The sequence below is a fragment of the Haloferax sp. S1W genome, from assembly GCF_044593955.1.
Lineage (GTDB): Archaea > Halobacteriota > Halobacteria > Halobacteriales > Haloferacaceae > Haloferax.
Genome location: NZ_CP172600.1, coordinates 24171 through 45243 on the forward strand (window position 1 = coordinate 24171; position 21073 = coordinate 45243).

General features: G+C 58.3%; 17 protein-coding genes and 1 pseudogene. 8 read left to right on the forward strand and 10 right to left on the reverse strand.

What is annotated here, in order from left to right; translation table 11 throughout:
- Positions 1 to 789 carry a hypothetical protein gene (locus tag ACH9L7_RS20000; protein WP_396614074.1) on the forward strand — a complete coding sequence of 263 codons (789 nt, stop codon included), beginning with the start codon at positions 1 to 3 and terminating at the stop codon, positions 787 to 789.
- On the opposite strand, the gene ACH9L7_RS20005 is transcribed toward ACH9L7_RS20000, so the two are convergent.
- The 6 genes and pseudogenes from ACH9L7_RS20005 to ACH9L7_RS20030 form a co-directional block, all read right to left on the reverse strand.
- Positions 786 to 3812: a type I restriction endonuclease subunit R gene (locus tag ACH9L7_RS20005; protein WP_396614075.1), complete on the reverse strand. Its 3027-nt coding sequence runs from the start codon at positions 3810 to 3812 to the stop codon at positions 786 to 788. The genes ACH9L7_RS20000 and ACH9L7_RS20005 overlap by 4 nt on opposite strands.
- Positions 3799 to 5172, reverse strand: a complete 1374-nt coding sequence (locus tag ACH9L7_RS20010; RefSeq protein ID WP_396614076.1) for a restriction endonuclease subunit S — start codon at positions 5170 to 5172, stop codon at positions 3799 to 3801. The genes ACH9L7_RS20005 and ACH9L7_RS20010 overlap by 14 nt, the downstream gene beginning before the upstream one ends.
- Positions 5165 to 6682: an N-6 DNA methylase gene (locus tag ACH9L7_RS20015; protein WP_396614077.1), complete on the reverse strand. Its 1518-nt coding sequence runs from the start codon at positions 6680 to 6682 to the stop codon at positions 5165 to 5167. The genes ACH9L7_RS20010 and ACH9L7_RS20015 overlap by 8 nt, the downstream gene beginning before the upstream one ends.
- A 3-nt stretch (positions 6683 to 6685) precedes the next feature.
- Positions 6686 to 7360: a hypothetical protein gene (locus tag ACH9L7_RS20020; RefSeq protein WP_396614078.1), complete on the reverse strand. Its 675-nt coding sequence runs from the start codon at positions 7358 to 7360 to the stop codon at positions 6686 to 6688.
- Between the two features lie 237 nt (positions 7361 to 7597).
- A pseudogene (locus tag ACH9L7_RS20025) lies at positions 7598 to 8310 on the reverse strand (hypothetical protein).
- Positions 8307 to 8981, reverse strand: coding sequence for a MarR family transcriptional regulator (locus tag ACH9L7_RS20030; protein ID WP_396614079.1), 675 nt, complete (start codon positions 8979 to 8981; stop codon positions 8307 to 8309). Before ACH9L7_RS20030 ends, ACH9L7_RS20025 begins: the two are co-directional and overlap by 4 nt.
- A 402-nt stretch (positions 8982 to 9383) precedes the next feature.
- Here ACH9L7_RS20030 and ACH9L7_RS20035 point away from each other — a divergent pair, with 402 nt between their 5' ends.
- On the forward strand, positions 9384 to 10202 hold the full coding sequence (locus tag ACH9L7_RS20035; RefSeq protein WP_396614080.1) for a ParA family protein: 819 nt from the start codon (positions 9384 to 9386) through the stop codon (positions 10200 to 10202).
- Entirely contained in the window at positions 10199 to 10600 is a 402-nt protein-coding gene (locus ACH9L7_RS20040) for a hypothetical protein (protein ID WP_396614081.1), read from the forward strand. Before ACH9L7_RS20035 ends, ACH9L7_RS20040 begins: the two co-directional genes overlap by 4 nt.
- A gap of 85 nt (positions 10601 to 10685) precedes the next feature.
- Here the strand turns inward: ACH9L7_RS20040 and ACH9L7_RS20045 are convergent, their stop codons facing one another.
- Positions 10686 to 11966, reverse strand: coding sequence for an integrase (locus ACH9L7_RS20045; RefSeq protein ID WP_396614082.1), 1281 nt, complete (start codon positions 11964 to 11966; stop codon positions 10686 to 10688).
- Between the two features lie 330 nt (positions 11967 to 12296).
- Here ACH9L7_RS20045 and ACH9L7_RS20050 point away from each other — a divergent pair, with 330 nt between their 5' ends.
- On the forward strand, positions 12297 to 12953 hold the full coding sequence (locus ACH9L7_RS20050) for a hypothetical protein (protein ID WP_396614022.1): 657 nt from the start codon (positions 12297 to 12299) through the stop codon (positions 12951 to 12953).
- 41 nt (positions 12954 to 12994) lie between these two features.
- Here ACH9L7_RS20050 and ACH9L7_RS20055 read toward each other — a convergent pair whose 3' ends face one another.
- Complete coding sequence (locus ACH9L7_RS20055; RefSeq protein ID WP_396614023.1) at positions 12995 to 13909, reverse strand: metallophosphoesterase; 915 nt, start codon at positions 13907 to 13909, stop codon at positions 12995 to 12997.
- A 405-nt stretch (positions 13910 to 14314) separates the two neighbouring features.
- Between ACH9L7_RS20055 and ACH9L7_RS20060 the strand changes: the two genes are divergently transcribed.
- Both ACH9L7_RS20060 and ACH9L7_RS20065 read left to right on the forward strand, forming a co-directional pair.
- Positions 14315 to 15202 carry a hypothetical protein gene (locus ACH9L7_RS20060; RefSeq protein ID WP_396614024.1) on the forward strand — a complete coding sequence of 296 codons (888 nt, stop codon included), beginning with the start codon at positions 14315 to 14317 and terminating at the stop codon, positions 15200 to 15202.
- A gap of 67 nt (positions 15203 to 15269) precedes the next feature.
- A complete protein-coding gene (locus ACH9L7_RS20065) occupies positions 15270 to 16682 on the forward strand; it encodes an HNH endonuclease (RefSeq protein ID WP_396614025.1) in 1413 nt (470 codons plus the stop codon).
- Between the two features lie 84 nt (positions 16683 to 16766).
- On the opposite strand, the gene ACH9L7_RS20070 is transcribed toward ACH9L7_RS20065, so the two are convergent.
- Complete coding sequence (locus ACH9L7_RS20070; protein ID WP_396614026.1) at positions 16767 to 17672, reverse strand: hypothetical protein; 906 nt, start codon at positions 17670 to 17672, stop codon at positions 16767 to 16769.
- Positions 17673 to 17792: 120 nt separating this feature from the next.
- On the opposite strand from ACH9L7_RS20070, the gene ACH9L7_RS20075 reads away from it, so the two are divergent.
- Both ACH9L7_RS20075 and ACH9L7_RS20080 read left to right on the forward strand, forming a co-directional pair.
- Complete coding sequence (locus ACH9L7_RS20075) at positions 17793 to 18899, forward strand: hypothetical protein (RefSeq protein ID WP_396614027.1); 1107 nt, start codon at positions 17793 to 17795, stop codon at positions 18897 to 18899.
- A 77-nt stretch (positions 18900 to 18976) separates the two neighbouring features.
- Positions 18977 to 19870: a hypothetical protein gene (locus ACH9L7_RS20080; protein WP_396614028.1), complete on the forward strand. Its 894-nt coding sequence runs from the start codon at positions 18977 to 18979 to the stop codon at positions 19868 to 19870.
- Positions 19871 to 20064: 194 nt separating this feature from the next.
- On the opposite strand, the gene ACH9L7_RS20085 is transcribed toward ACH9L7_RS20080, so the two are convergent.
- Positions 20065 to 20952: a hypothetical protein gene (locus ACH9L7_RS20085; RefSeq protein WP_396614029.1), complete on the reverse strand. Its 888-nt coding sequence runs from the start codon at positions 20950 to 20952 to the stop codon at positions 20065 to 20067.
- Between the last annotated feature and the right edge of the window lie 121 nt (positions 20953 to 21073).

The window sequence follows — 21073 nt, forward strand, 5'->3', positions numbered from 1 at the left end:
ATGGAGACGCCGATCGGTATCGGTGCTGGACGACGGAAGACGCTGCAGGCCATCGAGAAAAAGAATCCGCTGCCCCCGATCGAGAACCCGGCCCGCATCGAAGTCGTGGTCGGGGCAGTACAGGAGATCTCTCTGACCGGCGTTCGCTCACCTCCGCGAGACACTGTAGATCGGATAAAGGAGGCCTACAACGCGCTACCGGACGAGGCACAACCAGAATACATCCGCGACGCCCTCTTGCTGCGGCGGATCAACGCGGCCCGCCGTCAGTTCAATGACTGGATGGAGAAACGACGCCGGATGGCCGAGATAGCCTCACCGATGGAGGCCGGGCGCTCGAAATACCCAACGAAGCGGTCGCAGAAACTGAGCCGACTGGAACGGCAGGCGAGCGACGACCTGGACGAGCGGATGCGCCGGATCACATCAGCGGCCGGCGGGGCGCGGCAACGCGCCCTGAACGCGGTCGGGTCGTCCATTGCAGAGCAGACCGCGAAGCACCGGGAACAGCGACGGCAGGAACTCCGTGAACGGTTGGACGAAGGAAGCATCGTGCAGTTCCGGAACCCGCAGTTACGGGTGGGGCAGGTAGTCCGCATCAACCGGGTGTCGGTGCGCGTTCGGCATCCGAATCCGCGCACCGGAGCGTCCTGCCCAGTCTCCGGCGATGCAGAACCCGAGATGGTCGAGGACCGGATACAGCTACACTCCGAGTACCTGGAACCGCTGGACGCAGAATCAGTCGAAGATGGCCGGGAAGCGATCGGGCTGCAGCACGAGCATCGCTAGGCCGATTGGTGGTTCTCGACCAGGTACTCCCGGGCGTCCTCCAGGAACCGGTCGTCCTTGCAGAGCTCCGGCTTCCCCGCCTCGATCGCGACGACCTCAAGTAGCAGTTCCTGGATGTCGTCGCGGGTGCGCTTGCTCGTCCGCCAGTCGTCGTAGTCCGTGTCGACCCGTTCCTGAAGCTCCTCGTCGACGCGCTTGGCAATGGACTCGGCCTCATCTTCGTCCTCGATGTAGTCCGTGAACCCGTCCTCGCCGTCGTCCATGAGCGCGGTGAACAGGGCGTGGCCGGCCGGTGACAGCCCGCGCTCCTCGGCCTCGGAGTCGACCGACAGGATCTCCTCCTCCAGTTCGAGCAGTTCCTCGTAGGCGCGGTCAGATGAGACCTCGTCGCTCTCCCAGCGCTCGACCACGTCGCGGACCCGTTCGCTCAACCGCCGGTACCGCGGGTGGCTCTCGGCCCGGTCGTCGAGGTATTCGTCGGCCGCGCCAGCGACCTCGGTGATCCCCTGTTCGGGCTCCATGTCCCGGACACGTTCTAGGTGTTCCGGGCCGAGTTCGACCACCTTGAACTCCTTGTCCAGCCAATCCGTGTCGACGTACACGTTGTTCTCGACGATCTCCTTCGTCTTCTCGCGGAGCCGCTTTTCTGGTTCGCTGTCCCGGTTCATGCTCCGCTGGTAGGCGAGGTGGATCTGGTTGAGCCAGCTGTATTTCTGCGGCCGACCCGTGTCCTCGTCCTCGAGCTCGCCCATCGGCGCCAGCGTGTCGTACAGGTTCTCGACCTCGCGGTACAGGTCCTTGAACCGGCGGCGGGCCTCCGCGTTCTTCCGCAGGAACGTGAGGCACTCGACCACGGTCTCGGGGTCGTCGTCGATGTCGATCTCGTTGAAGACCTCGATTGCCTCGTCGAGCTTCCGGTCGAACCTGTCGAGGAGTTCGTCGATGTCCTCCGCGGCGGCCGCCTGTACGTGCTCCGGGTAGTAGCTGAGGGCCTCTTCGACGTTCCCCTCGGCGAACACGCCGGCGAAGTCGATGATCTCGCCGTTCTGTTTCCCGTCGGCGGGCCGGTTCGTCCGTGCGATCGCCTGCAGGAGGTTGTGGTTCGTCAGTGGCCGGTCGAGGTAGATCGTCTTGAGGATGGGTGCGTCGAACCCGGTGAGCAGCATGCTGCAGACGACCAGGATCTTCGGGTCACCGTCCTCGTCCTTGAACTCCTCCACGATCCGCTCCCGCTCGCTCTTCGACGTGTGGTACGTGCGGGTGATCGGGTCTGACCGCCCTGTCGACGAGATCACGACCTCGACCTCCTCGGGGTCCAGGTGCTTCTGCAGTTCTTCGCCGTAGAGCGCGGCTGCCTTCCGGGACGGGGTGACCACCATGCCCTTCCATCCGCTGGGCGCAAGCTTGGACCGGTAGTGATCGACGATCTCCTCCGTGATGCTCTCCACGCGTGGGCGGAGTTCGGCGAGCGTCTGCTGGTTGATGGTCTCGCGGATGAGCTTGTCCCGCTCCTCGTAGTCGAGGTCGCCCGTCGCGACCTCGTGGGCCTGGTCCATCACATCGTCGTCGATCTCCCAGTCCCGGTTCCCGTGCCGCAGCTCGAAGTGCACTGGGAGGATCACGTCGTCCTCGATGCCCGCCTCCATCGAGTAGTGATGGAGGTAGCCGTCTTCGTCCTGCGGCTCCGAGTAGTGCCGGAAGGTGTTCCGGCCGGCCTCGGTGTTCTCGTTCACCGGCGTCCCGGTGAACCCGAAGTGGTGGTACTGGTAGAGCGCGGAATCGAGCTTGCTCCCGAGCTTGGCCTCCATGAACCGGTGTGCCTCGTCGGAGAGGACGACCGTCTCGTCGTTCTCCTGCACGCCCTCGTCGACGTTCTGGAACAGCTGGATGGTCGTGACGATGACTTGGCTCTGTCCTTCCTCGATCAGGGACTGCAGCTGGTCGGCGCCGTCCGTGACGACCTCGTAGTGCTCGAAGCCAATGAGCTTCCCGAGGTCGTCGGCCATCTGGTCCCGGAGGTTCTGCCGGTCCACCAGGATGAGCACTTGCGGCGTCTTGATGATCTCCGGCCGGTAGAGCAGGTTCCGCGCGGTGAAGAACATCGTGAACGACTTCCCGCTGCCTTGGGTGTGCCAGATTAGGCCGTTCTCGAACTGACCGCGACTGACTCGGTGGAGGATGGCTCGCGTCCCGTAGTACTGCATGTGCCGCGGGATGATCTTCGCGTCCCCGCCCGGCTGGCGCTGGTAGAACACGAAGTGCTTCAGGATGTCCAGCAGCGTCCCGGGCGTGAGCAGCGAGTGCGCCATCTCCTTGAGCTCGCTGGGCGAGCCGACCGGCTCCTCGGGCTGCCACGGGTTGTAGTGCGTCTCCGGGGCGTCGACGGCACCGTACCGTGCACGCTCGTGGTCGGCGGCGACGTTGAACAGGACGGGAGCGAACAGCCGGGGTGCGTCCTCCTCGTAGCCGTGGATGTCCTCAATCGCGTCGGTGACCGTGCTGTCCTGTGTGAGTGACTTGAGCTCTGTCACCACCAGCGGGATGCCGTTGACGAGCAGCACCACGTCCGGGATCACCAGTTCGTGCTGGCGGACACGGAACTGGTTGGCCGCGATCAGGGAGTTGTTCTCCGGCGTCTCGTGGTCGATGAGGTCGACGACCACGGTCTCCGAGGTGCCGTCGGACTTCGAGAGCGTCACCTGCCGGCCCTTCTGCAGGAGTTGCTGCACGGCACGGTTCGTCTCCATCAGGCTGTCACCGGCGAAGTCGCGCCGGAGAGACGTGATCACGTCGTCGACGTTATGGCTGGTGACGGGCTCGTTCAGGGCGATCAGCTGCTCGCGGAGCAGCTCCCAGTACACGACCTCGCTTTTGTCGTCGCGGCCGTACATCGCGTCCAGCTGGGTACAGCCCTCCGGCTCCTCGGGACCGCCGTAGGTGTCCCACCCGGCGACGTCCAGCCAGTCCAGCAGCGCGTACTCGACCTTCTGCTCGTTAGACGCTGGGAATTTAGGTTGACTCATGGTTCTCGATGGCGTCGGGGAAGTCGATCTCTCTTTCAGCGGTGCGGACGTCGCCGGACAGGAGGTCCTGCATCAGGCCTGTTTTCAGCCGCTGGGCCTGCTTGTGATGCTCTCGGTTCGTCTGGATCATCTCGTCGACCGCTTCGAGCTTGTCGACGATCTCCTGCTGCTCGGTCAGCGACGGGAGAGGGACGGTGAACTTCTCGATGCCACTCACCGAGAGGTTGTAGTTCCCGGCCGAGCTACGTATCCAGCCGTTCATCTCGACCCGGCCACGGTAGGCGTTCAGGAACTCCCGGATGAACCCGGGGAGAACGCGGTCCTCGTCGACCCGCAAGCGGATGAGGTAGGAGGCGTACACGAAGTCCTCCTCGCGCTCGTCAACGGTCGCACACCGACCGACGTAGTTCGGGTTTCCGTTCGTCCGGATGATGAGGATGTCGTCTTCCTCGAGGCGGAGACGGTCGTACTCGTTGTCCGGGAGTTCGGTGTGCTTGAGGTCGTCGAGCGTGATTCGTTTGTTGACGATGTTCGGAATCCGGAGCGTCGGGTAGCCCTGGCCTTCCGTGTTCGACTTCGTGTCCGTACCGTACCGGGTGTCGGTCAGGAGGTCGCCGAGACGGACGGTGTCCCAGCTTGCCGGGAACTCCCCGATTTTGTCCTTCTGGTAGTCCGTATGTTCGCTGGTGCCGGTGCGTAGCAGTTCCGACGCGAGGCTCTCGCGGAGGGTCTTGGACTTCTGGAGGGTCTCTTCCGCTCCCTGGATGGCCTCGTCTTGGTGGACTGCAGTCGCGGCGATGGCCTTCTGTTCCTCCATCGGCGGCACGGGGATCTCGTACTTCTTGAGCACCGATGTCTGGATGCTTTCCACCGTTGTACCGGTTTTCTTACACGTCCCGCGTACGTCCTCGGCTCGCGCGCGGAGGACCTGAAATAGGTACTCCGGATGGATGACGTCAGTGTTTGCTTCGAGTGCCTTGATATCCTGGTTGATGGTGGTCTCCGCTGCCGCTTTCGCCACGGGGAGCGTGTGACGGAGTACACCACTGCGGACGACCATGAGGATCGTCCCCGAGTCGTGGATCTTTGAGGTGGATGCCTCAGCCCCCTTCTCGGTCATCTTCTCCTCCGTGTCGGCGATGAGCGGTCCGGTGAAGTCTTTCGGCTTCGCCCAGAGGATTTCGCCGTCGTCCCAGTACTCCTCGTTGCTTTTCTTGGGCGTGCTCCCGCCGGACATCTCACAGATGTCCTGGATCTTCATCATCTCCCAGCCGTCTGGGAGCGACTGCTCCGCGGACTGGCCGTCGGCGTCACCGGGCTGGTCGCCTCCGAGGTCAGTCAGGCGCTGCTGCTCATTCATACCCGAGTACCCCCATGTCCTCGTCGACCTGTGCTTCTGCCGCGTCACGGGCTGAGCGAGCGTCCTTCAGCTGGCTGTAGGCGGACGCGACCCCCACGATCTCCTCGTCGCCGATGGTGTCGATGTAGAGGGAGATACTCAGGTTGTAGTCGTTGTCCGCGATCTCGTCCACCGGTACGGCCCGGCTGATGCCGGTTTCAGTCCGCCACTCGGAGTACGCGTCGAGGATGCGTTCGATCCCGGCGTCGGTCAGGTCGTTGTGGTTGTTCTGCTCGGTGTAGAAGTCCTTCTCCGAGGCATTGATGAACATGACCTCGTCTTCGCGCGACGGGTCCTTGTCCCGGTTGAGGACAAGAACAGCGCTGGGCAGCGAGACGTTCTGGAAGAGGTTGTCGGGTAGGCCGATGATCGCCTCCACGATGTCGTCGTTGACCATCGCTTCGCGGTACCGGCCTTCGTTCGACCGGAACAGCACACCGTGAGGGATGACGACCGCAGCCCGTCCGCTGTCGTTCAGCAGCTTCGCGATGTGCATGATGAATGCATAGTCACCACGGTCTGCCCGCGGCAGCTTCTCGTGCCAGTTGAACCGGTTCCACTTGTCGTCCTTCAGGTCGCTCTTGGGCCAGTCGGCCGAGAACGGGAAGTTCGCGAGGACGTAGTCGAACCCCTCTTCGTCATCCAGGTAGTTCGAGAAGGCCGGGTTGGCCAGCGAGTCCTCGCGGCGGATCTCCGCCTCTAGTCCGTGCATGAACGTGTTCATCTGGGCGACCGACGCGATGTCTGCGTTCAGCTCTTGGCCGGTGATGGTCCACGTACTCGGGTCGCCGTCCTGCTCGTTGCGGAAGTACGAGGCGGCGTGCACGAGGAAGCCCGCGGAACCGGCGGTGGGGTCGTGGAACGACGACCCCTTCTCGAAGCCGTCCGTGTCGCCGCCGTTCGCCAGGATGCGGACGAGCAGGTCGATGACGTCGGTCGGGGTGAAGAACTGACCGCCCGCCTTCCCCTCGTCCTTTGCGAACTCGCCGACCATGTACATGTAGGCTTCGCCGAGGAAGTCCTTCTCGACCTTCTCGGTACTCAGCTCGAAGGCATTGATGCGCTGGACGAGGTCGCGGAGGCGCTGGTCGTTCAGTGCGTCCTCGTCGCTGTAGGTGACACGGACGACACCACGCAGCTGGTCGTTCTCCCGTTCCAGAGCGGTGAAGGCCTCGTCGAGGTAGGGGGCGATGTTCTCGCTCTGTTCCGTTATGTCGCTCCACCGGTAGTCTTCGGGGACCGACATACCGGTGATGGCCTTGCGCGCGAGTTCTTCATCGCCCGCGAACTGTCCCTTCTTCTCCTCCAGCCGGTCGGTGAAGGTGTCGTCGATGCTTTTGTAGAACACCAACGGCAGGATGTAGTTCTTGTATCGGGCTTCGTCGACGGCGTCGCGGATCGCGTCCGCGCAGCCGTACAGCTTCTTACCGAGCTCTTCGGGCGTAACGTCGTTGTATACGTTCTGTGTCATGGATTACTGGTTGGTAAGGTAGTTGATCATCTGCGCTTCGGGCGGTGCTCCGGGCAGGTGGTCTTCTAGTTCGTCGTGTGCTGCGCGAAGGCGAGCCAGCATCGCGTACCCGCGGTCAAGCGCGACGGCGATGAGGAGAACCAGCCGAATCCCATCAGAGTGGGCGACGTCCGAACCGTCGAAGTTCTGGCTGGTGGTGATGTGGGCGGCGAGCGTCCGGATGAGGTGGTCGACCGCGAACAGGTAGTCGCGGAGCGTCTGAATCTCACGGAAGGACAACGCGTACACCAGCACCTCACGCAGGATATCAATCATCAGGCGTCGTCGGTCGTCGTCGCCGTTCGTGACGAGTTGCCGGAGTTCGCCTTTCAGTTCGATCCGGAGCTCGTTCCGTGCCTCGACGAGATCTGCGAACCCGTTGTTCGCGGAGTCTCGGATGAGGTAGCTCTCGAGATGCTCCTTGTAGATGAGCAGGAGCATCTCCTCGTTAACGCGGTATTCTCCGTCGTCGAGGAGTAGCTGTCCTTCGTCGACGAGCGCACTGCACGTCTTTGAGACAGTACCGCGTGTCACGCTGACCTGTTCCGTGATGTCCTTCTGGCGGGGCGGCGCCTCCTGGTCACGTTCGAGTGACGCGACTGCAGCCAGGACTTCAAGCCGCGTTCCGCCTTCGCGCATATCAACCGCCACAAAAAGTTGTGTGGCCGCACATCACTTAGTGTTTACGGCGAGAACATATACAAGACTATTTTGTTTCGGTCTTTCAACACGGAGTTAGGGCTCCCAAAGAACCCGATTTCAAGACAATCGCCAAATATATTACTGATGGTTATATCTCTATGTCCTGGATTTGGCTGCGTGACGAGATGGCCGTCTGCGTCGTCGGTAGTGAACTGCGAGCGCTTTCGAGCGCCGTCAGCGCAGCTGTTCTACTTGTTCAGAGAGATACTGCTGGAGAGCCGTGACTGTGTCCGTCGAGACAGCTGATGTCCCGAAATCACTCCGATAGCCATGCTTGAGGTCTTCGCTCTTCAAAATCTCCAATCCACGTTCGAGTTGGGCCCGCAGGTCATCCTCGTCCCGCCGATGCAAGTGAGGTGTGACTGTCTCCAGGTCGATCTCTTCTGCGACCACAAGAACGTCTCGGAGATCCGTCTCGCTCTCGGAGATCCGTCTTGCGGCCGCTGTGGAGCTTCGCCGCCGCGAGCATCGCTCCATCGATGACTCGGCCGGTCATCGTCACCGTCCCACCGGTTACCTCCTGCCCCTGGCTGTGGTCGTTTAGATAGTCGAACGACCACTGCGCCTCAGTCTGGCGACAGCCGAGGCCGTTCACCAGTAAATCGAAGCCGATCGGTTGCTGGGGCGCGAGTCGTTTTTCGTACTCATGACTTCCGTATCGTAGAACCACTGCTTAGCGTGGCTGTCCGTCTCCTCGAATCCATGCGCTTCGAGAAACGCAACGAACTCCTCTTTGAAGTCCGGGGCGACGACGATATCAAGGTCGGTCGAGAAACGCGCGTTGAATGCCGAGACGGCATAGCCACCGACGAGGACGTACTGGTGACGCTCTCGGTGAGTTCCTCGAGGGGTTCGATGAGCGCGTCACTCCGATCACCGAAACTCATGACTGGGCCCGCTCAGTCTCTCGGTAGGCGACGCCGAGATCGAGGTCGTCGTACATGCGGTCGAGCATCGCGAGCGCTGACTGGAATTGCGCGTAGTGTTCGCGCATGTACTCGATCGTATCCTCACGGGGGATGACTGGGTAGCCTTCCACGTCCTCGATTTCGAGCGATGGGTGTGGATCGAGGACGATCTGTAGTGGCCCATCCAGTTCGTCTCTTGGCTGGCGCTCGAAGGCGGTTGGCGGCCCGAATGATTCGAAAAACGTTTCCCAGGCGTCGACGTCCTGCTCTCGAACAGCGATGAACAGCGGATAGTCGTCGGGATCACGACTGACCTGGTAGCCGCCCTGGGTCCAGACATAGACGGCGTCGATCCGCGTGAACGCGAACGGCCAGTCACCGAACTGCGGGATGACGTACGCCTCCTCAATCGATGGCAGACTGACGCTGGCGCTCGCGGCGACCAGCTCACGCGCTGCGTCGCGCACGCGAGCGTTGACAACGGAGAGGCCATCGTCGTAGTGTATGTAGCCTGCGTCTTCGAGCCTGTTTGCTGCCTGCCTGACCGTCTCGTAGGGTGTGTGAAGGTGCTGTGCGACGCGACGGATGGAATCGCCACTCTCGATGGCGAGGAGGACCTGGGCCGCCGTGTCGTCGAGCACTTCGTACATCTGACGATTACCAATAATCCGGTAACAGTTAAATGGATTACTAGAATCCCAATTCTGCTAACGCTTCCTAACTCTCTCCTGAGGGTGGCTACGGCTCACCGAGATCTTGGTAGTTGCAATTGGGAACGAACGCACCGAAAGAAACGAACGAAACGAACAAAACGAATGAGTTGGGGTAAACGAGTTCAGTGAGCTCCGACAGGACCGGATACCTTAGAGTAACGAATGAAATGAGCGAAACGAACGTATTGATAGAAACGAATTCATTTCGTTCAGTGAGTGTAACGAACGGTGGGTTTTAACAGGGTAGTATTCCATTCACCGAGCGAAACACTCGCACCGAACGCACCGACCATAATGAGCAAAACGAACAAAACGAACTCACCACAGGACACGAACGATATGGGCGACACGAACACATCACGAATCACCGTAGCAAATCAGAAAGGAGGTGCGGGGAAAACAACGGACGTCATCCATACTGGCGGCGCACTTGCCGCGCGAGGACACGATGTACTCCTCGTCGATATCGACTACCACGGTGGGCTCACATGCTCGCTTGGCTACAGCGACCTGTACTACGATACCGATCGGACCACACTCTTCGACGTGCTCGACTTCGATCAGATGGAGTCGGTGAACGACATCATCGTCGAGCACGAAGAATTCGATATTCTCCCCGCCAGCGAGAAGCTCGCGAACAATAAGAACATCCAGACGCTGCTCGAAGCGCCCAAGAGCCGAGAGCGTCTGGGAATGACTCTCGACAAGCTCGAGACGGACTACGACTACATTGTCGTCGACACTCCACCGTCGCTCAATGTTCTCACCGACAACGCTCTCGTTGCGACGGGAAACGTTATCATCCCAGTCCTCCCTGAGAAGCTCAACGCCAATAGTCTCCGAATTTTCGCGAAACAGCTCCAGTCCCTCGAACCAGCCTACGGAGACGTTAACCGCCTTGCTATCGTGTGCAATCGGGTGGAGCAGAACGCCGAACATCGGCGCACGATCGAGGAAATTGAATCTGCCTACTCGCTGCCTCTCTTCGAGATCCCGAAGCGGACGGATCTCTCGCAATCGATCGGTGAAGGCGTATCGATCTTCGGTTTCAGCAAGGAGAACAAGCGTGTCGAAGACGCCCGGTCGCTGTTCAACGACATCGCCGACCTGCTCGACGGGACCTTTGAGAAAACTCCGCCAACGGAGGTTGAAGCATGAGCGACGATTGGGGAAGCGCCTCAGGTATCGAAGGCAACTATGATGACGACGAGGAAGCGGAGGAAACGAACAAGACGAGCGAGGTGACCGAGACGACTGAAATCAGTTCCTCGACTGGAAAGCAAGAAGCGAGTTCACCGAGCGAAACGAAGAAAACGAGCAAAACGAACATCAAGAACGAATGGAACGGCCGGACGATCTACATCCCGGACAGCATCCTCGACGACCTGGAGGATACGTACCTCGAATCCCAGCTGAAACTTCGGAAAGCGGGTCGTGACGAATTCAAGAAGAACCGGCATTTCTACCCACTCCTCGTGCAGTTCGGCCTCGAAGCGCTCTCAGACGCCGACGTCGACGACATCCAGGCTCGGCTCTCCGACATCAGTGACGAATAACCCCGACGTTCAGTCGAATCAGCCTCTTCTGGCTTCCGCGCTGACCGCGCTGGTGCCCGTCATCCGGTAGGGAGGCGATAGAGCATCACGAATCGAAGAGTCCGACCAGGTCATCACGCATCTCATCCCGGCGATGGCGACGTCGTTCAGGCTTCGAGAGATAGTTATCGAGGACGACCTCGGCTGATTTCGAGCCCTGTTCTTCTGCGATGCCCTCAAATCGCTCAGCCACTCGTTTGACCGCCGCCCCGTACGCAGTGTACCAGTATCGACGCCCCATCTTCGGCGTCGGCGCCGTCTCGTCGACGGCAACCCCAGCTTCCTCAGCGAGGTCGCGGAAGTGCCGCCGGGCGGTTTCCGTCGAGATATGACCGGATTTCGACGAGGATGACGGCAGAAGATAGCCGTTCCAGTCGTCACCGAGCTCGTTGTGGAGATCGTCGATCCGTGACTCGAGTTCCTTGACGCCAACCAGTAACGCGACTGTTCCCGGCCCGTTTTTGCGTTCGTCCTCATCGAAGTCGATGTACGGGTCTGGACCCTCGGGGTCGTCCTCGTCAGGAGTGAGCGTGAGCTGGCGCGTATGGAGCGCACAGACCTCGCTCGGCCGCAGTCCCCATCCACAGACACCAACGATAAGAAGGCGGTCAGCCGGCGTCTCGGCCATCTGGTAGAGAGCTTGGATCTGATCGGCGTCGAGGGCGGGATTGTCCCAGTCGGGTGTCGAATCCCACCCGAATCTGCGTTCGAGCCGCGTCGTCGGGTCGTAGTCTGCTTTCCCGAAGTCGACGCGGTGCTGATAGAACTGCCGAACCTCCTGGACGTACTTGCGACGCGACGCGTGCGTGTTCAGTGTCTCGTCGAGCCGTCGCAGGACGTCGAAGGTGTCCGCGACACGGGCCTTCTCCTCGGAACTCCCCCGTTCAGACTGGAGTGGTGAGAGCAGGTCGTCGGTGTCGTTCACCTGTTGGTAGGTCTCGACGTAGCGGCGAAGGACCGAGCGACGGGTTGCGACCGTCGATTCGGCACGCCCCTGCCGGTCCCGGAGCTCACGCAGGTAGGATTCGAGCGCCTGACGTGTCCCCTGGTCGTCGACGAACGCGAAGGGGCTGTTTTCTTCGTCGTCGTTTGGTGGAACCCCGATCTCGGCGTAGAAGTCCCCGGGTGAGAGGTCGAAGTTGCGGGAGAGGTGTGCGATGAAGCCCCGATAGTGGTTACTCAGCCATGCGTAGGTCGGCGTCTCGTGGTCGGGGTCGAGCCCATCAGCCCGCATCTCTTGGACGATTTCCTCCTGGTAGAAGGCCTCGCAGTCCGCGAGACCCATCGTGCTGTAGCGTGGTGAGTCGGTGGTGGTTTCCTTGGACATGGATGATGGCGGTCGTGACGGGGCGCCGAGTGGAGCAACGTTGAGTTCGGGCTTCCAATTTTGATGAACGAAATCGCGCTACGGAAGGCGACTTGCTGTGTGGTCCCCTGATTCTAAGCCCTGGGTTTTCAGTGGATAGAGCGATAATCCAAATTCACTTAGATGTTGTGGTGTGTCGTTTTCTAATCCAGAAAACCACAACAACACACAATCGCCTACTCTAGCGTACGGATACTATAAACCGCATATCGGTATATGCATTCTATTTCTGCCGAGCGGACCTGCCAGCCGACCAAAACAACTTTCTATGATTCTTGGAAAGACTAGTTTATGGATGGATTAGGGCGTGAGACTGTAGATTCACTTGGAACAACGGTCGATGACCTCGTGGCAATCGGTCGACTTCTCGATTCACCTCGGCTAGCACATATCTGGTTTACCCTGTACATAGAAGGGAACATCATGTCTGAAGAGTCGGATAGCAACCCATTTCTGTGGGATGGGATCACCGTATCCGAGCTTTCAGAGCATCTCACCTGTGAGATTCCACAATCGACGCTTTACAGCGATATGGATGAACTGCGAGAGATTGGGGCAGTTCGGGTCGAAGCGGAAGGTCAGCCGACTGGATTCAGTGCCAAGTTCTTCCAGACAGAGGCGGAGAATGTTGACAAAATCGGCGGGGCCGGTCTCATCGGACCACAGATGATTGGGCTCGTTGGAGAGGCGTTCACTGACGAAGCAGTTCAGCAGTACCTCGACACGTACCGATACAGTCTTCTGAACGATGCGCTCCAGATTTACGTCGCTTCATTACGTGGCGGTCTAGATAGGAGCTTCATTGAGATGTTCCCCGAAATCGACTCAGACATGCTTGAAGCAGTTATTCCTGCAATTGAACGCGTCCTATTCGATATGAGCCGTAATCCTCTCTGGGGGGAAGATTTCCGATCAGAGCTGTCTACGCTTGACTCAACTGTGTCGTGATATTAGCCCAACCCCCCTCGCTTCGATAACGCTGCTCCTCTCTACTGCTTGAGGTGACCGAACTCGTCGGCAGGTCGCAGAGGGTCAAGCGGACCTGCGTGTTCCGCCTCTGCGAGCGCCTGCAAATATTCTCGGAACTGGTCGGCGAACCCATTGTGGTCGACGATGTGCTTACGGGCCCCAGCAACGAGGTTGTCGATACTTGCTGTCTCGTTTTCCACGTCGTCGACGATCTCCGTGAAGACTGAACTCGTGATGGGGATGAACTGCCTCGTCGTTCCGAACTTACAGAGTCCGCATCCGAATTGTTCGGGGGTGAACTGTCGTCCGTACCATTCGTGATCCGGACAAACAAACCCCTTCCATGACTGGTCGATTCCGTGGACCGTGACGTCCATCCTGTCGTCTCCAAGCTCACCGATGAAGTACGCCCCGTTGAATCCTTTGTCGTTGTGGAGATAGCCCGTGTTGAGGGCCGTTCCCCAATGTCGTGCTCGATGGGTGTCTCCGGAGAAATACGCCCGTGCTGGCGACTGATAGAATTCGTGTTGAGAGAGCCAGTGAGTGAGGAGTATCGTGTCTGAATCGGCGTCATCTGGGTTTGCGGTGAACCGTTGCCCATCCACGGTGATCGACTCACCAGCAGTGAGTCGGTGGCCGACCTTGAGTTCATATTCGTCGGTGATATGCTGAGCCTCACCGCCGAACGTACGCTCCTTGTCACGATTTCCGTAGATGTAGACGAGTGTTCCCCGTTCGGCCAGTTTCTCGAAGTAAGGTTCGATGGCTCGCAGTTGCTCTACACCCGTCTGGAGATCCGTTTTGAAGGCGTTCGTGATATCTCCGGTGTGGATGATGAAGTCGAACTCCTCTTCTTGAGTCTGATCGACAACTTTCTCAAGCGATTCCGTGTCTCCGTGGTTGTCCCCCAAGGCGAGAATCCGCTGATGCGACATACCGAGTAGTGACGAGGGAGTGGCGATAAGAACAGCGGTACGTTCAAGCGACTGAAGTGTTTCGATAGGTGTGACTGTGCCGTTCCGAGCACTTGACGACGGAAAAATTGTCACCCCCGCCCAGGTCGAAGACCAGCAGGCTGTCGAGTGCCCAGAGTGTCGTGGCGTTCTCTACCCCGTGACGGCAAGCATCGCGCCCGCCACTTCTTCCATACTGGCGACACCGCCGAAGCGTCCTGTTCAACAGCCAGTGGAGGCGAGTCCGAGACTCATGCTCGGTGTACGGCGCTCGCCGTAGCCGCACTTGACGCTCGGTTCCCGGATGCCTCCCACGCTGGGGCCGAAGTCCCGATCAACGTCACCGGAACGGCTACCACCCCCGACAGCCGACGGGCCGACGCGTTGGTGGAATTCGAGGCTGAAAATATCTACTTCGGGAAAGGTCTCATCATCGAGGTTCAATATAAGCACCACAGCAAGGATATCGAGGGGACGACTCACGACTATCTCTCAGTTGGATACTCTGTGGTCTGGTTGACATCCGACGACTTCGAGGCAGAACAACTCCGGTATGATGTCGTCGACCAGGCATTCCGTGCGGAGGACGGGGACGGATACAGCATTCGCGAACACGAACCTTCTGAGTTCAAGACGAGTACCTCAGCCGCTCTCAGCTGGGAGAAACAAAACAAGGGCTGCCAGATGGTTGACGAGGTTGGGAATCATACTTGGACTAGAATCCCCGCCTATGCCCACCCACAGGGGTACGAGTACGAATACTGCTGGTGGTGTGGATCGCGCCGCCAATACGATAGGGCGCGGGGCCGATACGTGTACGACCATCAGGGCGTACTCGCGCCGAACATCCGAATCGATGCACTCCGACATGCGGTGATTCCTCACCCACCCGGCACCGAGGGCTTCGATAGGTGGGGCGCCAGCGAGCACTATGGTGGCTCCACCGCCTTTGAAAAGTCTTTGGCGAGTCGGGACGATGTCGCCCCGTGCCGTGGACCCAGAGGAGTCCATGAATGGGATAAGGTCGAGGTCATTGAACGGGACATCTCCGACCACGTTGAGGTGGTACTCTGGGACTGCAAACACTGCCCTGTTCACTTGCTCACAAACTTCAGTTGCCACGGCGAGATCGAGCCGTACATCCTGTTCGGAGTAGCACCTGATCCCGAGTGGGGTCTCTCACACCTCAATGGAAACCCCCGGTCGTGTCGAAACCGCTCTCATTTGGAGACCGATTGGGATTACTGCCCAGACTGCTTCCAAAACAACCCGTAGGAGGGATGATTGATGACAATTATCTGTTCTGAGTGGATAGCAAATTCAACTATAGCTTGATATGCCAATGCCCTTCTACACACCACCAAAAACCACGATTACCGATATGCGGGAGGCCCCGAACGTCACGGATCTGACCGCAAACCTCCTTGAGAGCCAGAACTATACGGACATCAGTGACTTCGCCTATGCTGACGTTCGCGCCATCTCTGAGAAACTTGGTAAGGGACAATACAACCTCTCCGACCTCGTCTTCTTCGCCCGTAATCAACTCCGACTGAGCTGCCCGAACTGCGATGCACTAAATCTCCTCTACTCACCCGAGCGTGACCACCTCGGTCAAGGACTCCCCTCCCCCATCGAATGCTTCTATTGCGACTGGAAGGGTTCGCGGACAGAAGTGCGCGCACAACAAGTTGCGAACTATGTCACTGAACTTCGTGGCGTTGGACCCACTACCGTTGACCAACTCGTTGATGCCTACGGGACAGTTTGGAGAATCGTCGAGGCTGACCCCGATGACCTCGCTGCTCAAACCAGGCTTTCGACTGAGAAAGCACGGGAGGTACACGCCCATATCTGTGAGACTATCCACCCAGAGCTTGATCCTCGAGATACCGAACCCGACATAACTTCTACTCTCGAAGCCCACTGGCCGAATCGAGAAGACACCGATACGCTCGTCGAGGAGGTTCAACGTGGAACACAACTGGATGAGGACGACGCAGAGTGGTTCGCAAAGGCAACCGTCGCGTTCAGAGATGCTTGTCCGGACCAGCTTAGAGAGCGAATCCGTGAGACCACAGTGGAGTTTGACGCGGTGCGTGAACGTATCGAGACATTGCAAGAGGAGCGTCGGGAGATGATTCAGTGGACAACCGAGGAACTCGAAAACGGTGAGGAGAACCCCGTTCAGGAGTTCATCGGTGACCGGGATCGTCAGAAGGAGATTAACGAGGAGCTTGAAGGACTCAGACCACAGCAGAAGGCACTCCGCGAGACGTTTTCCAACGAGCTAGAGGCATTCTTTGATGAGGATGAGTTCAGGTTTGAGACGAAAAAGGAGGCGATTGTCGCTGTGCGAGCAGTCTTCGACCAGGAGTTGAACACGCCGATTCAGGGTGTGAAGATTGCGCGGACTCTCGGCTGTAGCAAGGGATACCCAAGCGAGTTTATCCTGGAGGAGTTTGAGTCGGAATCAGTCGTCGTCCCGAAGGAGTACGTGCAGAAGCGGACGGCCCTCTCGGATGTGGAACGGCGTGAGATTCTGGAGCGCGACAACCGGTCGTGTGTTCGCTGCGGGGATGATCGGCAGCTCGAAATCCATCATATCACGCCGGTTTCAGACAATGGAACGAATGACTCGGAGAATCTGGCGACACTATGCCATTCGTGCCATCTTGACGCCCATGGCGGAATTATGCTGTCCCACGATGTAATCTACGACTCCCGAGACGAGTTCTGGGAGTGGACGGCTTAGATTGCTGTAGAGACCAAAAACATCGCTCTGTCTTGAGGCGGTCGGTGTTCCTCATCTGAAATAAGATTTCGTTGGACGCAGGTTTCAATCCTTTAATGCAGTTCGTAGCTCTGACCCTGGTGATCCAAAGATTTCGTCGAACTCATCGTGATGTGTCTCCGCAAAAGTTCGGAGCTCTTCCTTGGACGTGATTCCGTATTCAAGAGCGAGATAGTCCTTTGTCGCTGCACCGATTCGGGGTAGTTGCGCGAGGTCGTCTTCGTATTCCAGCTGGTTGTTCTCTAACCATTCGTGAGCCTGTGTGAGCGCATCCTCAGGTGTGAGTTCATCTTCTGGCCCCGCCTCGATTGAGTAGCCCTTTCGATACCAAGCGGTTCGGCCGGCGTCTGGGGCGTTACACGAGACAGTCGTACTCCCGTCTGGTGCAGGGCTAACCGTGAGATTGAATCGCCCTGCAGAGACCCACCGGATACGGTTCGATGTTGACTCCACAAGTTCCCATCCTGTGAATGAGTCGCTGGGAGTGAGATTTGCAAGCGGCCCCGTGTTTCCGAACGAGCTACCGGTAGAGAACCCATCGAGATGGTTCGTCGCAATACTGGAGACGACATCGCTGCCAACACCGGTCTCTTTGGCGATGTCCATCGGGTCTGCTGTTCCGAGAAAGTCCTCTACTGTGGTGTAGTCCGCATCGGCAAAGGCGACGAGCCGCTCGCGGTTCATGAGGTTCTCGTGATGGAGTCGATCGTCAATACCCGTCTCTGTAAGATGGTGGAGGTAGTCGCGAGCTGTCGAATCAGCAAACCGGACGTGCCCTGTCTCTATCGTTCCATGTTCGAGCGCGTCAATGAGTGTCGAGAGCGAATGCGATGTCGCGAAGAGGGCATTCCACTCCTCCTCGTCGCCATCGAACAGCTCGAGATCGGTTCCTGGTTTGAAGTAAGGTGGCAGGTGCGTCTCCGCAAATTTGAGCAGCGAAATAAGCGTCATTCTTAGTAATACCTGACAAACTAGTGGGTAAATAGGTACGTGGTGTTCGGAGAATTCACAGACCCTGCACAGAGAAAAGATATTATTCTGTACTTTCACTCTCTATTCAAGAGATAGTCAATGCCGTTTCTGGCGCTACACCGTGGAGAGGAGGTGATTCCAAATCAGGTTCAGCGAGAAGACGCGCTTGAATGTCCGAAATGCGGCGATGCGTTGAAAATTCGCCGTTCCCATCATCGGTCTGGGTCGTTCGTGGCGCGGCATTTCTACCACGCCACAGAGGAAGAGACGGACTGTGGAGGCGAATCACCGCCACATCTGCGGATGAAGTCGATTGCGTACTCGAAGCTCACAACGGAGTATCCAGAAGCGACAATCGGGTTAGAGCAACCACTCGGAGATCGCCGAGCGGATATCCTCGTTGAGTTCTCGGCCCCCCAGTTTCCCGAGGGTCGGGGAATCGGCGTTGAGGTTCAGCATCGTCACGAGAACAAGGATATTGAGGCAGTCACTGAGGAATACCTCGCCCAGGAGTACAGCATCTTGTGGCTTGACCAGGACGACTTCTCTGGCTTTGACGTCGACCTCTCCGGTATTCTCACGGTCTGGCCACATGGCGTCCAGCACGACTTCTCAGACGGGTATCATGGTATCATTCACTGGCTCCGTCAACCCAAGCCGGTGAATCCCTCGGTTGAGGTTGTGCTCCCGGCGGAGTATCTTGCCGAGATCAGTGGTCTTCTCCGTCGCTCGTGGGAGTATGGAAAGTTCGAGTATGGTGGAAAGTCAGACTGGAATGATCTGGGATTCTGGTGGTTGAGTGCATCGTATGACCCGTTCCAGAAATGGGTCAAGCTTGTCGAGACGCCGGACGGGCGTACAATGCTCCAGTTGGGGAAACAGGTACGCGAAACAGAGCATGTTCTCGCACCGGTTCAGACAAATCATGGACGAAACCGTGGAAAAGTCCATAGCTTGGCGTACGAGGTCGAGTCGGCCGAGGTCACGTCTCGTGGATGGCAGGACGTTAAGAAGGTCTGGCTTGAGAGCGGTCTCCAGAATACATCCGTGCTGTTGAAACTCGTCGGGACGCCGAGTGGAGATCTGGCGCTGTCGCTGGGGAAGTTCAAGCAGCACAGTGATTCGAAGGAGTTCATCACGGTTTCGACCGAACACGAGCATAACCTGCAGGAGAGTCTCCACGAACTGGCGAACCTACTCGGCTGAGATGCACTAATGATTGGGGACGGGGCGCTCTTCGAGCGCGACTTTTGTTTAAGTAGATGGGATTAAGAGTCAGTAATATGGACGAACACGATTTCGAGATGGACGAGAGCGAATTGGAGGTCGGTCCTGCGCCGACGGAACCCGAGGCTCCGATGATTACTGACGACTACCAGATACGGCTCGCAGACGGCTGGACAGAGGAATCCTTTGAACGCGGGACGTACGGGTCGGAGGACACGCCCGGCGTCGAAGCACGGTTCACTGCAGCCGAGAACACCGAGATCCATATTGACCCGGTGGAGTACGAAGTAGTCGGGCGTCGACGACGTATCCAGGGACTCGAAGCTGACTTCGAGTCGCGTCTACACAGCGACGACGTCGCCGCCGAAGCGAATGAGGCAGGTGGACGAGTCTACGAGCCCTGTCTATTCGCAGTGCGTGCGTACTACGCGCCAATCAGCTCCCCAGAAATCTCGGCGTACACGCTCACCACCGACGCAGACGACGCTATTGCAGCAGCCTGCTGGCTCTCGCATGCGACCGACCCAATGAGTCTCGGGCAGGCGATCGAGCGGGTAATCCAAGCACAATCGGGCGACGACCCCGACCACTACGGCATCGATTATCCGACTGACGAGGAACGCGTTGAGGATGTACTCGTTGCAGATCCGAATCGGTGTTTCTACTCCGGGAAAACAACCCGGAGCCATCTGCTTCGTCTTCCCTTCCGATACGCACCGCTTCTTGAGGAATACCCGGAGAACGCCGAGGCATTGCCAGCAGTTCCACCACAAGTCGCCGGATTTGAGGTCGCGGTTTCCCATACCGAGTGGAGCGAACGGTCGCTCTCAGAGGGGGCACTCGAAGCACCGATGGAGCGGGTGGAGGGAGGAGTTTATCAGCTACCAAGCCATGTCGCAAAACAGGCCGACGGATTCCCAGTTGAGGCGACCGGATTCTCGCAGTGGTAGCTCCATCCAGACATTAGACAGTCTGGTCATCTCCTCCGTAGTCATGATACAGCACTAGGTTTATACTGATCGGAGCGCTCCCTTCACGTATGAGCCTCGAAGAGACGGTTGATTACCTCGCTGAGGAACTTGACCTTGAGCGAAGTGCCCACGTCCGAGAGGTCGGTCAGTCGGTCGCAGAGCTTCGCGACTGATCAAAACAGGTCTTTGAAATCCCGTTCGACGAGCCCAGACTCCAGATAGTCGATGAACTCCTGCTTTGTCGGCCCCGTTTTCTTGAGGAGATCGTCTCGCTCTGCGCGCTCCAAGACTGCACGAGCAAACTCCGTACAGTGGTCTTCGTGCCGAGTGGCGTACGTCGACAGTGCGTCACGCCAGTGCATATCCAGCTCGAACTCGTCTAACTGGATTTGAATCCCGTCTTTTCGCTCCACGCAATCGACGCCAAGCTCTTGCAGTTGCTTGAACCGAATGTTGTTCCGTCGAACCGTGATGAGGCGCTTCGAGTCGACGATATAGGGATCAACCCACTCCTGCCAGGTTTCATCATCGAGGTGAGTGCGAGGCATCTCGAAATCTGGCTCCACACTCTCGATACAGAACTGCAGCATCGCAATCCCCGTCCGATGATTCGCATTCGGCAGCGAATGCCGGAGAATGAGATTTGACATCACCTCACCGGCGACCTGTGGGAGTGGTGCGCCCCACGAGACGTGGTCGAGTGCCTGCCGAATCTTCTGTGGTTCAAACTCCTTGTAGAGGCGGAACTCTTCTTCTTCTCTCACGTCTACAGCCGCTTCGAGCAATTCCACTAATCGAAACGCGACGACCTGCCCCTCACGGGGAAGCTCGGCGATTCGATCGCTGAGCCATTTCTGATCGAAATCAATCTCGTTTGCGTCTTTGATCTCCGTGTCGCTCTCATAGAGGACGTAGACGGGGGTATCAAACGGATAGCCGATGAGCTTCGTCGCACCGTCCGAATCCTTACGACGGGAAAGAATCTCAGATTGAGAGGCCGAGCTATACTTCAGCGAGAAGTTTTCGGCTTGAGGATGGTGATAGTAGACGACACGAGCCATCTGTGCAGAGGGCTTGGTGATACGTGCTTAAATCAACTCGGCGTTCGCGCAATCAGGGCCCCAGTGCTGCTCTGTCTTGGTATCACAGCTGTCTGAAAGATTGAGGGGTGCTTGGATTTGG

Coding starts and splice junctions, on each gene's coding strand:
- ACH9L7_RS20000 (WP_396614074.1), top strand. CDS start 1: ATGGAGACGCCGATCGGTATCGGTGCTGGACGACGGAAGACGCTGCAG.
- ACH9L7_RS20005 (WP_396614075.1), bottom strand. CDS start 3,812: ATGAGTCAACCTAAATTCCCAGCGTCTAACGAGCAGAAGGTCGAGTAC.
- ACH9L7_RS20010 (WP_396614076.1), bottom strand. CDS start 5,172: ATGAATGAGCAGCAGCGCCTGACTGACCTCGGAGGCGACCAGCCCGGT.
- ACH9L7_RS20015 (WP_396614077.1), bottom strand. CDS start 6,682: ATGACACAGAACGTATACAACGACGTTACGCCCGAAGAGCTCGGTAAG.
- ACH9L7_RS20020 (WP_396614078.1), bottom strand. CDS start 7,360: ATGCGCGAAGGCGGAACGCGGCTTGAAGTCCTGGCTGCAGTCGCGTCA.
- ACH9L7_RS20030 (WP_396614079.1), bottom strand. CDS start 8,981: ATGTACGAAGTGCTCGACGACACGGCGGCCCAGGTCCTCCTCGCCATC.
- ACH9L7_RS20035 (WP_396614080.1), top strand. CDS start 9,384: ATGGGCGACACGAACACATCACGAATCACCGTAGCAAATCAGAAAGGA.
- ACH9L7_RS20040 (WP_396614081.1), top strand. CDS start 10,199: ATGAGCGACGATTGGGGAAGCGCCTCAGGTATCGAAGGCAACTATGAT.
- ACH9L7_RS20045 (WP_396614082.1), bottom strand. CDS start 11,966: ATGTCCAAGGAAACCACCACCGACTCACCACGCTACAGCACGATGGGT.
- ACH9L7_RS20050 (WP_396614022.1), top strand. CDS start 12,297: ATGGATGGATTAGGGCGTGAGACTGTAGATTCACTTGGAACAACGGTC.
- ACH9L7_RS20055 (WP_396614023.1), bottom strand. CDS start 13,909: ATGTCGCATCAGCGGATTCTCGCCTTGGGGGACAACCACGGAGACACG.
- ACH9L7_RS20065 (WP_396614025.1), top strand. CDS start 15,270: ATGCCCTTCTACACACCACCAAAAACCACGATTACCGATATGCGGGAG.
- ACH9L7_RS20070 (WP_396614026.1), bottom strand. CDS start 17,672: ATGACGCTTATTTCGCTGCTCAAATTTGCGGAGACGCACCTGCCACCT.
- ACH9L7_RS20075 (WP_396614027.1), top strand. CDS start 17,793: ATGCCGTTTCTGGCGCTACACCGTGGAGAGGAGGTGATTCCAAATCAG.
- ACH9L7_RS20080 (WP_396614028.1), top strand. CDS start 18,977: ATGGACGAACACGATTTCGAGATGGACGAGAGCGAATTGGAGGTCGGT.
- ACH9L7_RS20085 (WP_396614029.1), bottom strand. CDS start 20,952: ATGGCTCGTGTCGTCTACTATCACCATCCTCAAGCCGAAAACTTCTCG.